Raw genomic sequence first — 12007 nt, 5'->3', positions numbered from 1 at the left:
AAGATGAGATTTCCCATGGATTAATCCAGTAAGACCCCTTAGAGATGATGAGGTTGATAGGTCTGGTGTGGAAGCGTGGCGACACGTGGAGCTGACAGATACTAATCGGTCGAGGACTTATCCAATATATAATTCTTGACGTCATATTTTGAATAAATATGACAATGTTTCTAATTTGCATTATCTAGTTTTGAGAGAACCTTGATTCTTTCAATGGTATTTTATTAAAAATACCTTATAGTCTGGTGGCGATAGCGAAGAGGCCACACCCGTTCCCATGCCGAACACGGTCGTTAAGCTCTTCAGCGCCGATGGTAGTTGGGGGCTTCCCCCTGTGAGAGTAGGACGTTGCCAGGCTGATAAAGCACAATCCAATGGATTGTGCTTTTTTATGAGTTAAACATAACGCTTAAGGCGTTGAATAGCTTTGATCGAAGGGGACCTCCCCGTAGAAGAAAAATGGTTAGCTAGGACATTGCCAGGCAAATAAAAACACGAATTAAGTTAATCCATAAAAGGGCGAGATTGTTTAGGAACATCTTTTATGGTAGTGGATATTTGTGAATATTTTTATTTGAATTGACGAAGCAGAATGCTTCAAGAGGTACAAAAGACAAAGTGAAGTGCCATTTATTATAAAACAAGCAAATTCACAAAATTATATAGACACGAACACCCACGAACAAATGTCTATATTTTAGATGTTGAAGGAGATGGCACCTTTACAATTAACGGGTGCGTTTAATTCAAGATGAATACCCGTAAAAAACATATTTCAAATATAAAAAGTGCGATTATCTTTTTTGTAATCGTACGGGGTCTCGGCAATAGAATAGCACTACCATCCAGGTAAAAATCACTTTTCATTTTTTACACACTTGAAGTATTATCTATAAGTTGACATTGCATGCTCTTGGATACGCTTATGAATTACATTAGGTACTTCTTGAAGTGAATTTAGCGTCAAAAAAGCACTACTATGCTCAACGTTAACTTCAACAACGTTATATTGCCATTCTGTTTCAGCTGGAATATATATTGCGTGGATATTCTTTTCAAGTGCTGGGACAATATCAGTTCGTAATGAATTTCCAACCATCCAAGTTACTTTAGGATCGGCATTAATTGTTTTTAAAATATCCGATAGAGCTGTTGTATCTTTATGTTCCGAAATAAAAATACGATGTTCAAAATAAGTAGTGAGTTCTAACTGGGTGATTTTCCTGCTTTGATTAGCCTCATCGCCCCCTGTGTGTAAATATAATTCATGTCCCTCTTCTTTTAAACGTTGTAGTGTTTCACTCATATATGGAATTGGTTCAACGGGAACTTCAAATACCTGAAACCCCAATTCTCTTAAATATTGAATTTCGTCTTTTTTCTTTTCCTTCCCTGTTAAGTCACAAAAGTAATTATAAGTACCAACAAATGATTCGGGAAACCGTTCCGACTTTAAACCGTGCTGACTAATCGCTTTAACATCAATTTGAAGTTGTTTCTGTTTTATTTCTTCCTTGGTTATGGTGTCAAACCATGTGATCATTTGGTCAGCGAATTCACCTATTACTTGGTTAAAGTATCTATTACAGTATGATAATGTATCGTCAAGGTTAAATAAAATGTTTTGTTTTTGCATCTTTTACTCCTTTCCAAGTATTTTAAGCTCTCACTATTGTCCCACAATGTCTAAGTTAATATACTTGAAGTTAAGTAAGCAGCATGTGCGTAAATGTACTCTTAAAATACAGTTATTTATAGTTACCTGTTTCAGTTTAGGTAGAGAAAATGAAAAATTACTTATTTTTTAAAAGGTTAAAAAGGTGATCTTATTACTTTCATTGCTAAATCAGCGTTTTAGCATACCAAGGAGCACCCGAATTCGCATTGGAAATAACAAACCTATTAGTAAATTGTTAACAGCTTTGTTAAATGGCCTGTTAATTTACACGTTATTTGACTTCTGTTTATCCGAGCTCCCAAGCAATTAAAAAAAAGCCTGTATCTATGATACTGATTACTTAGTAATCTAGGTTATAGGCTTTAAATTACGGTCTTTTATTGACCTTATTAACGTTTATTTGTTTTAAGTTTAGTTAAAGGCTATTAGATACAATGGTTACTGGTTACCCAATGATCACTCTCTCTTTTGGATAATGATAATGCTCGTCTGTAAGCTTTCCTCTAATGATAAATAAGAATGCAAACACTCCAATTCGACCGACAAACATCAGAAAGATAATCGTTAATTTACCAGCTGTACTTAGATCAGGAGTAATCCCCATCGATAATCCTGTTGTTCCAAATGCCGAGCAAACCTCGAAGATAATTGCGGTTAAAGGAAATGGCTCAATATAGGCAAGAAATATAACCGCTGATGCCGTAATCATAATTGCGACACTAATGACTATAAAAGACTTTAACATATCTTCCTGATCAATTTCTCTTCCAAATATTTTAATAGAACTTCTTCCACGAGCAAAAGTATAAATTGTCAAAATAATGATGGCAAAAGTAGTCGTTCGAATTCCTCCACCTACACTACTTGGAGATGCTCCAATAAACATAAGGGCGCTCAAGAATAACTGTGTAGGAATATAAAATTCTGCAATATTCATTGTTGCTAGTCCACCATTTCTAGTAGTTACAGATTGGAATAAGGCATAAAAAAACGTTTCATGCCAAGATTTATCAAGAAAGAAGTGATTTCTTTCTAATAAAAGGATCCCAAGAAACCCAACAAGAACAAGCAACCCAAATGTTGTTGTTGTTAATTTTGTATAAAGGGAAAAACGCTTATTAAATGGCTTTTCTTTTGCCGTCAAAAACTCTTTTAACTCAATGAGAACAGGGAAGCCAATGGCGCCTAACACTAATAAAATCATATTCACAAATTGTACAAAATAATCATGGGCAAAGGGCTCTAAAGAGCTTCCTGTAATGTCAAAACCAGCATTGGTTGTTGCGCTTACGGATGCAAAGAAACCTTGGATAAATGCTTCTTGCCAAGTCGGAAAATATTGTAGAAAGTGTATACTAAGAATGAGTGCCCCAACAGCCTCAATCGCTAGAATCATGATTAAAATCTGTTTCATGATCAGAACTAATCCTGCCATTTCTCCGCGGTTTTGATCCGTCATGATCAATTGTCTTTCTCGTAAGCCAATCTTTCGACGAAAGAGCATCCAGACAAAAGTTCCTAATGTCATAATTCCAATTCCACCAAATTGTAATACAAAAGCTAGAATAAAGGTACCTGGCACACTAAAGGTTTCTGCGGTGGAAACAACCGTTAGTCCTGTTACACTTACTGCACTTACAGCAGTGAAGAGAGCTTCTATAAAACCCCATTGCGTTCCAGGATTTCGTGCAATAGGTAAACTAAATAAAGCCATTGCAACAATTACAGCAACAACGTAGTACAAAACAATAATCTGAACAGCTGAAAGATGCCTTAAATGCTCTTTTATTTTAGCCATATATAAAACCTTCTTTGATATTTTATTTACTTCATAGTTCTTCTTATCTACAATCCTTCATCTTCAAAACGTTTTAAGTCATTCTTATGTCCAATGACAATGAGAAGGTCCTTTTCAATAATGACTTCTTCAGGCATTGGGGAAACATTCACATCCTCACCACGTTTAATGGCGAGAATAGTACAACCAAACTTAGCTCGTATATTCAAATCAATAAGCGATTTATTATGAACTTTACTCGTTGCTAATAATTCAACGATGCTGTACTCATTTGATAATTCAATATAGTCTACAATTTTCTCTGAGGTTAGATGTTGGGCAATCCGAATGCCCATATCGTGTTCTGGATGGATAATTCGGTCAGCACCTATCTTTTCTAGAACTTTATGGTGATAAGCATTTTGCGCTTTTACCCATACGTTAGGTAGATTCAATTCTTTTAACACAAGTGTTGTTAGTATACTGGTTTGTATATCATCACCGATCGCCACCACAACATGTTCAAAGTTTCTTATCCCTAAGGAAAGTAAAGCTTTTTCATCTGCAGAATTTGCTATAACAGCATGTGTTGCATGTTGTGAAAACTCAGTAACCTTTGCTTCATTAATGTCAATGGCTAAAACTTGATGGCCCATCCTAAATAATTCTTTACAAATGCTACCACCAAAACGTCCTAACCCAATAACAGCGAATTGTTTCTTTTTATCTGCCACTCCAAACTTCTCCTTTTTTCTCCAAATAAAAAAGACCATCACAAAGAATGGTCCCAAAAGAACCTTCTCTTTCATAACGCTTACGAGGTTAGCTGTCGGATTAGGGACTAAGAGTATCCCCTCTTACTAAGTAAGATTCACCCCAAGATGGTAAATTGCCCATCAAAAATGGTTCCCCCGCTCAAAAAATGATTAAGCGAATAAAGGTTTAATATGATATTTTAACTATTAGTGAATTTACTCCTCTTTATGGAACATGTCAATACATATTTTTTTAACGAACTTTCATGATTTTTTCATAGGCTTCCTTACTACAAATGACATAAAGCTCTGCTTCCGTAGGAATATGCTCTCCTAATTTAGAAAGAATGTTAAAGTCATTTCCATCAGAAATTAAATTTGCTCCTAGATTTTTTAAATCTTCAAATGCATCATTATATGTACCCCAAATTTGTTTTTTCTTTATTTTACGAATATCTACACCGCTTCTTCTACTTAGGAGTTCCATTATTAGTTTACTTGATCCTTTATCAACTGCAGCTTTAGCCATGAGGTCAGACAGTGCCTCATCTGCAATAATAAACTCGTCAACATTGGCATGTTCGAAATTTGAAATGTGCTTTTCTTTGAGAATCTCAACAATAGTGTAAATCTCTTTATTCATTTCTACAGCATAACTCTCAATAGATGAGACGATTAACAATGATTGTCCATCTGCAGTGACAGGATTAAACTCCCTATCTCTTGTGAAAATTAAAACAGCCTTCGCTGCGAGGATATTAGCCTTTTCTAATGTTTCTATATCTGTGGGATCTCCTTGAATGTAAGAAAATCGTTCATGCTCTATGGGGGACTTTTCTAATGAATCAATAACTAGAATTTTTGCATAATCATCTATTTCCATTATCTCATTCATTGTATGCTTTGCCTTATTCGTCCACCCGATGATGACATAATGATTCTTACCTTTATATCTCAATTTTCCTTCCTCCTTTAACTTGCGATATATACCGAAACCCTCAACGATTTTTCCGATGACAATCCCAATTAAACCAATCCCGACTAAATATAAAATAAGTCCAAAAATACGCCCGATTGTTGTTTCTGGCACAAAGTCTCCATACCCTGTTGTCGTGACGGTTGTCATAACATACCAAAACCCAATAAAAGGGGTAACAAACATTTCTGGTTCTAACCAATGCATGATGAAGGCGCTACTTATTAAGAAGAGGACTGTTATAAACAGAAGGGTTAACTTTTTTATTCTGACCGTCATTTTCATGATTTCAAATATAAGCAGCATTTAATAATCTCCTTTAGAATTTACAATCTTTTTATATTTCCCTGTCTAAGTTGAAAATATAAAGAGAACTAATGTAAGACGGGGAAGAATTACTCATAACTTTTAGGCATTGGAATAGGAAAAGGTATGAGAGGATTTAACTCTAAAAATTAATTTGTGAAATGTTACACTTAAACTAAACGAGTGCTTTTATACAACAACGAGATCGTCACTGCGACGGTCTTTTTTCACTAACGGACAGGATAATGGAATAAGCTGAAACTATTTTTTTAAAATCGTCTAACAATTAAGGGAGGTGTATTTATGAGAACCTGGTTTAAAATTCTTATTTTTGTACTATTGAATCTTGTGTATCAGTAGGATGTTCCTATGGAGAAAGTGATGATGGTGAAGGCACGATGGAGAAAATTACCGATGACACAATGACAAGCTATTTGCTCACATAGACACACAAAAACAAGAACTTCACTTGGATATTTCCAAATGGATAAACCGAGGCAAAACTGAAGTGAATGATATGATGTATTCCAAAACAATTACATATAATGAAAACACTACTTTTCAAGATGAGCAAGGATTTGACGTACAACCAGAGGATTTTAAGAAAGGGGAGAAATTAGCAGTATTTGTAGAATCGGATACGTCAAGTTCTAGTCATAAAACAGTTTCTATGGCAACTGATATTATTCAATTAGAGATGTCCAGGGAGGAGAAATTAGAACGTTTTTTAGCGAAAGGAGATAATTTACACACCGTAGTATTATATCAGGAAGGTACAACACCTCCATACGATGAAATGGACTTTGAAAAACATGTTCCTGAGTCATTTTCGGGCGGAATATCCTGGGTACCCTTATGTTGAAGGTTTAGCAATCGATTATAAGGAAGAACTTAATCTTGGAAAACTCCCAATGATTATGGTTTTTGACAGAGAAGGGATGGTGTTTCAGACGGACTCGATAGAACAATTGGAGTCTTGGTCTGATGGAAAACCGTTAAAATTTTTAATTTAATCCTTAGCGTTATTAAACTAAAGGAAGCGTTCCTGCATTAGCAGCAGGACGCTTTTAAACTAAAGAACAGTTTTCTTCAATGAGATAATGGATCTTTATGGTAAAAAATAGGCGGGCGTTTGTTGTTAGGGGGTTTTTTATGTATAAGGTAGTTGATACTTTAAAAAGTATGTTCTTAGATTTATTTTCAATGGGTAAGGCTTTGTTTATGGGTTTATAATGTTTGGATTGTTTATTGTAATATGTGTTGCTTTAATATATGGTTTTCTCTTTCTAAAAATCTAATCTTTTAACTTATGATGAAAATCATAAATCAGGTCTAGGAGAGGGGAACAAGTATGTCCGGAAAAGGTTGTATAAAATGTGAAAGCAAAGATGCAGGGAAAAAGGAAGTTGCAATGACGGGAACAGGATTATCTAAAATGTTTGATGTTCAACGTAATGAGTTTATTGTTGTTTATTGTAAGAACTGTGGTTATTCCGAGTTCTATAATAAGCACTCTTCTACGCCATCAAATATACTGGATTTATTTTTTGGTTCATGAAAAATAAGAGGAGATTACGATTGGGGCATTATTGAAAATACAGTAGTACCTTTTACATCTTCAAGTAACGCTGTTTTTCTTATTGAACAAACGCTCCTTAGTGGAACAAGAAAGATGGAAAACCAACTCACTCTTATGGTGGAATTGACCGCTATTGCTCATTAATATCAAGTATTTTTCTATATGGATTGTATTCGATGGTATCTATTCAAGTGAACATCTAGGTTTTGACTATGTTTAATAGTATCAGGGTGGGTAAGTCCCTTTAATCGACCATTATAAACCATACGGATACGTAATAATTTAATTTTAAATTCCAACAAATAAATTGTTATCTTTTGGATTTTCATGACTTTCCTCCTGAAAAATATAAAGTTAATACAGACATAAGACTCATTTTACAGTAGATCTAAACAATTGTAATTGTTTGTTTAGAACAAATTTTCAGTTATTTGTATGTCGTTATACCACAAGGACACTGAAACTTATTCTTCTTTTTTCTTTTGTATTAAATGAAATCAAAGTTAATGAATAGTTCGATGCTAATGTACATGGAAAGAGAAGGTGCTTGTTGAACTAGCGGATGCATAACTTGAACAGTAGGAGCAACCATATGAGGTTGCTCCTGTTCTTCCTCAACTATTGGGCAGGCGCGACAAGTGCTGTTATAAGCGCTTTCTAGCGTGAAATACAGGAAGTTTATTTAGATAAACTTCAACCTTACAACGGAGGGTAGGAATGACGAAACTAGGACATCTAATCGAAAAAATACAATGATTTTCACAACGTTATCTAAACACACGATGAATGGTTCGCACGAGCGATCTGTGTTGCTTCAACCATGTTCTTCAATGAATCAATGGTTTCTTTCGTTCCTCGTGTTTTTAACCCACAGTCTGGATTAATCCAAAAAAGATTCGGATCAAGCACACGTAAAGCGCGTTCAATCATACTAGTCATTTCTTCTACGAGGGGAATGCGGGGACTGTGTATATCATATACACCTAAGCCGATTCCTTGTTTATAGGTGTTCAGTTCGAAGCTCTGTATGAGTTCCCCGTGACTTCGAGACGTCTCGATTGAAATGACATCAGCGTCCATTGCTACGATCGATTGGATCATGTCGTGAAATTCACAATAACACATATGAGTATGTATTTGCGTAGTATCTTCCACTGAACAAGTTGTTTGTCGGAATGCGCGGACTGCCGATTCTAGGTATTGTGCTTGTTCATGCTCTTTTAGTGGGAGGCCTTCACGAACAGCTGGTTCATCGACCTGTATCATACCAATCCCCGCTTGTTCAAGTGCCTTGACTTCCTGTCTAAGTGCGTTGGCAAGCTGATAAGCAATTTGTTCACGTGTGATGTCTTCGCGAACAAAGGACCAATTCATGATCGTAATCGGACCTGTCAGCATTCCTTTCACAGGTCGTTCAGTCAATGATTGAGCATATTTCGTTTCTTCTACTGTCATCGCACCTTGGAAAGCAATATCTGCAAATATAACGGGTAGTTTCACACAACGAGAGCCATATGATTGGACCCATCCATTTTGCGTAAACGCAAAGCCCTCAAGCTTTTCACCAAAGAACTCGACCATATCAGTTCGTTCGAATTCGCCATGGACAAGAACATCGAGTCCGATATCCTCCTGTAGCTTAATCCAATGATCAATTTGATTACGGATGAAAGTTGAATACTTCTCTTTACTCCATTCGCCTTTGCGCCACAATTTCCGAGCTTTTCGCACTTCTGCGGACTGGGGAAAGCTACCGATTGTCGTAGTTGGGAAGAGTGGTAGATTCCATTTCTTTTATTGTAAGGGGTGACGCTCAGCAAAGGCTCGACGACGTTCTAAAAGTGGAATACTATTAGCATCGTCTTACGAGGTATTACTATGATTGCCATTTCGAAAAAGTCTAAATGTTTCTGATATACGTTCGTGTTCATTAAGAGTTTTAGTTAGTGCGCCCCTGTTTTCAGAAAAGGCATTCGTTAGAAAAGCTAACTCCTCCAATTTCTCATCTGCAAATGTAAGAGCATGTTTCAATTCAAGTTCGAGTTCGGCTTCGGCTTCTTGCTTCGTTGTTACAGGCACATGAAGCAAACTACATGAAGATTGAACGATAAGTCGATCTGGAGTGACATGTTTAGTAAGTACGTCCAGTATGTCTAGTTTTTCTTGAAGAGGAGCTTTCCAAATGCCACGACCATCGATGACACCAGCGCCTAAAATTTTATCCTCTGGAAATCCTACTGTTTGAATGGATGTTAAGTTGCCAACGTATCCATGTACGAAATCAAGGCCGATTCCTTTAACAGGCAACGTGATGATCTCTCTGCAATGTTCCACTGATTCAAAGTACGTCTGTAGCATGATGTTCAAATTTGGCACAGATGATGCAAACAATTTATAAATGGCCTGTAATCGATGCACGTCTGCTGCACTTATCTTCGTTACGAGAATCGGTTCGTCGATTTGTACCCATGAAACGCCCTCGTTCTTAAGCTCGTGAAGGATTTTTACATAGAGTGGTAATAACTGACGAAGAATATCATCAAATTCTGTTTTATCATACCCTTTAGATAACTTCAGGAAAGTCAAAGGACCGAGAATAACAGGTTTGCCGTCAATCCCAAGCTTCTCCTTTGCTTCGCGATAGGCGAGTAGCGGTTTATTTTCCGTTAGAGTAGGCGTCGCCTCATTCAGTTCAGGTACAATATAGTGATAATTCGTGTTAAACCATTTTGTCATCTCACTAGCCGGGGCATCCACTGTTCCTCGGGCCATACTATAATAAACAGATAGGGGGACAATTCCTCCTTTGTATTGAAAGCGTTTCGGAACAATACCAAACATTGTTGCGGTATCTAGAACATGATAATAATAACTACAATCATTCACTACGATAAAATCGATGCCGACTTCCTGCTGTTTTTGCAGGTGATTTAATCGAATGTCATGCATTTCTTTTTGAAACTCGAGTTCATTGAGCCTCCCTGACCAAAACGCTTCAAGCGCTTTTTTCCATTCTCGATTTTAACCGATACGCGGATCACCTAGCACACTACTTTTAACGATCGTCTCATGCTCCTCTCTATCTTAAAACTGAACAACCGGTTGTTATTAGAAGAATAGCACGGAAAGTTCGATATAGTGTAACTTCATTAATCTATATCTAGATATAGTTATAAGCTATAATAAGTACGTTAATGTGAGATGGATTTCTTGAGCGCTTGTATATAAGCAGATCCAAGCATAGATAATGATACATTTTTTAGGGGAATCCAACCGATATTGATGGTTTCTTTGCAATCCAATGGTACGGGAATAATTTCATTTCCATTTATTAGACCTTTCAAAAATTGTAATCTGCATGTCTTCTTCTAGTTCTTTAATGGCATTGGAAAGGCTAGGCTGAGAGATAAATAACCGCTTAGCAGCTTCATTGATTGATCCCCGGTTTGCTACTTCGATATCATACTTTAATTGTTGTAAAGTCAATATATAACACTCCTTGATCAGTTTCATTGCCTGTTTTTATTAATTATACATAGAAACTAGCTTGTCTGGGTTATAAATGCTACTCGGATATAATGATGGCAAGATAATTTAACAAGGAAAAAGATTTTATAGTAATATAGGTTATAAAGGGTTGATTATCTAAACAAAAATTAAAAATACTAGCTTCAGAGCAGACATAATTAATTATGCTGAGGATGGAGCATAAGATTTATTCAATTTTCTTATAAAAAAGGAGGGTTGAGAATGGCTATGGACAACCAATTAACAGGTACAATTTTCTTATCAAAGTTGGTAACTCAGTATGCGCAATTACACTCCAAAACAGTAGGGGAAAGTGCACAAGAATACATTCGGCAAATAGGAATTAGAACTGGAGAGTGGTTAGAAGATTTTTATGATCATAGCAAAGAAAGATGGACAGTAGATAAGTATGCCGATGTAATAGTAGATATTAAGAATTCTATCGGTGGCCACTTTACTATTTCTGAAGTACATCCTGATCATGTTGTTGTAAAAGCAACTGGATGTCCGTTTGGGGAATTTGTTCAAGATGCTCCACATCTTTGCAACATGACATCTAGTGTATTTGGCGGTATTGCTGCTAGAAGATTTGGTTATGGAAAAGTTAGTTTGCGAAAAAGGATAGCATTGGGCCATCCCGGTTGTGAAGTTGCGGTATATTTTGAACCAAATGAAAGTGAAGAAGGGCGTGTATATAAGGATTTGCCGATAACACCCGAGAATGGGAATCCTTTTGAATGGGAAGAAGAGACGATTAAAGCATTGCATAGAGAGCTAGCAAAAAGTGATGATATGATTATTTCACTTTTAGATGAACTTGAGGACTTAAGAAAAAAGGTAAACAAAAGCAATGGCGACTTTAACTAAAGTTAAAATATCAAATGAGTGGGACCTTTATCCAGTTAGAATTACGGCTAGAAAGCTCGCAGATAATGTTGGTTTTAACATAGTAGATAAAGCAAAAATAGAAATAGCAGTTTCAGAGCTTGCAAGAAATATAATTAATTATGCTGAATATGGAGAAATCTTTCTTCAGGAAGTCACTATGCTAAATAAAAAAGGGCTAAAAATAATAGCGCTTGATGAAGGAAATGGAATAGAAAATATTGAAAAGGCCTTAATTGATGGTTTTTCTACTTCAAATGGTTTGGGATATGGTCTTCCTTCTGTAAAAAGGTTAATGGATGAGTTTGAAATACAATCTGAAATAGGAAAAGGAACTAAGATTTATACAGTAAAATGGCTCAGATAGAGCATTCATTCTTCAACTAGTGGGTGGTTTAATTAAATAAAAATTAGTGAGTATGGTTTAATTCAAGCAATTTTTGCTAATAGGTTATTGTTCTATAGGCTAAACCTAGTATCGAAACTACTTATTTGGCAAAATAGAAAACTAGCTTGGACGAAC

General features: G+C 36.0%; 9 protein-coding genes, 2 rRNA genes, 2 pseudogenes and 1 riboswitch. Of the genes and pseudogenes, 6 read left to right on the top strand and 7 right to left on the bottom strand.

Annotated features, from left to right (window positions below):
• Both LDX58_RS23135 and rrf read left to right on the top strand, forming a co-directional pair.
• Positions 1-125 (top strand): 23S ribosomal RNA (locus LDX58_RS23135); the annotation flags it as partial.
• Positions 126-241: 116 nt separating this feature from the next.
• Positions 242-357 (top strand): 5S ribosomal RNA (gene rrf / locus LDX58_RS23130).
• Positions 358-886: 529 nt separating this feature from the next.
• Here the strand turns inward: rrf and LDX58_RS23125 are convergent.
• The 4 genes from LDX58_RS23125 to LDX58_RS23110 all read right to left on the bottom strand — a co-directional run bounded on the left by LDX58_RS23125 (position 887) and on the right by LDX58_RS23110 (position 5492).
• Positions 887-1636 (bottom strand): HAD family hydrolase, encoded by a 750-nt coding sequence (locus LDX58_RS23125; RefSeq protein WP_227939830.1) that lies wholly within the window; start codon positions 1634-1636, stop codon positions 887-889.
• Between the two features lie 487 nt (positions 1637-2123).
• Positions 2124-3476 (bottom strand): TrkH family potassium uptake protein, encoded by a 1353-nt coding sequence (locus LDX58_RS23120; protein ID WP_227939828.1) that lies wholly within the window; start codon positions 3474-3476, stop codon positions 2124-2126.
• Between the two features lie 47 nt (positions 3477-3523).
• Positions 3524-4228 (bottom strand): potassium channel family protein, encoded by a 705-nt coding sequence (locus LDX58_RS23115; RefSeq protein ID WP_227939834.1) that lies wholly within the window; start codon positions 4226-4228, stop codon positions 3524-3526.
• 22 nt (positions 4229-4250) lie between these two features.
• Positions 4251-4398, bottom strand: a riboswitch (cyclic di-AMP (ydaO/yuaA leader).
• A gap of 65 nt (positions 4399-4463) precedes the next feature.
• Positions 4464-5492 (bottom strand): ion channel, encoded by a 1029-nt coding sequence (locus LDX58_RS23110; protein WP_227939826.1) that lies wholly within the window; start codon positions 5490-5492, stop codon positions 4464-4466.
• Positions 5493-6000: 508 nt separating this feature from the next.
• Here LDX58_RS23110 and LDX58_RS23105 point away from each other — a divergent pair.
• Together LDX58_RS23105 and LDX58_RS23100 are read left to right on the top strand one after the other, a co-directional pair.
• Entirely contained in the window at positions 6001-6354 is a 354-nt protein-coding gene (locus tag LDX58_RS23105) for a hypothetical protein (RefSeq protein ID WP_227939824.1), read from the top strand.
• 489 nt (positions 6355-6843) lie between these two features.
• Positions 6844-7050: a zinc ribbon domain-containing protein gene (locus LDX58_RS23100; protein WP_227939822.1), complete on the top strand. Its 207-nt coding sequence runs from the start codon at positions 6844-6846 to the stop codon at positions 7048-7050.
• A 179-nt stretch (positions 7051-7229) separates the two neighbouring features.
• Here LDX58_RS23100 and LDX58_RS23095 read toward each other — a convergent pair whose 3' ends face one another.
• The 3 genes and pseudogenes from LDX58_RS23095 to LDX58_RS23085 all read right to left on the bottom strand — a co-directional run.
• Positions 7230-7400 carry an aspartyl-phosphate phosphatase Spo0E family protein gene (locus tag LDX58_RS23095; protein WP_227939821.1) on the bottom strand — a complete coding sequence of 57 codons (171 nt, stop codon included), beginning with the start codon at positions 7398-7400 and terminating at the stop codon, positions 7230-7232.
• 442 nt (positions 7401-7842) lie between these two features.
• A pseudogene (gene metE, locus LDX58_RS23090) lies at positions 7843-10134 on the bottom strand (5-methyltetrahydropteroyltriglutamate--homocysteine S-methyltransferase).
• Between the two features lie 264 nt (positions 10135-10398).
• Positions 10399-10557 (bottom strand): annotated as a pseudogene (locus LDX58_RS23085) (LysR family transcriptional regulator); the annotation flags it as partial.
• A 264-nt stretch (positions 10558-10821) separates the two neighbouring features.
• Between LDX58_RS23085 and LDX58_RS23080 the strand changes: the two are divergent.
• Positions 10822-11466: a methanogen output domain 1-containing protein gene (locus LDX58_RS23080; RefSeq protein ID WP_227939820.1), complete on the top strand. Its 645-nt coding sequence runs from the start codon at positions 10822-10824 to the stop codon at positions 11464-11466.
• Positions 11450-11851, top strand: coding sequence for an anti-sigma regulatory factor (locus tag LDX58_RS23075; RefSeq protein WP_227939819.1), 402 nt, complete (start codon positions 11450-11452; stop codon positions 11849-11851). The genes LDX58_RS23080 and LDX58_RS23075 overlap by 17 nt, the downstream gene beginning before the upstream one ends.
• Positions 11852-12007: the final 156 nt, after the last annotated feature.

The organism is Alkalihalobacillus deserti (assembly GCF_020734105.1).
GTDB lineage: Bacteria > Bacillota > Bacilli > Bacillales > Bacillaceae_D > Halalkalibacter > Halalkalibacter deserti.
The sequence above is the reverse complement of the archived record's forward strand: the minus strand, read 5'-3'. Positions and strand labels throughout refer to the sequence as shown.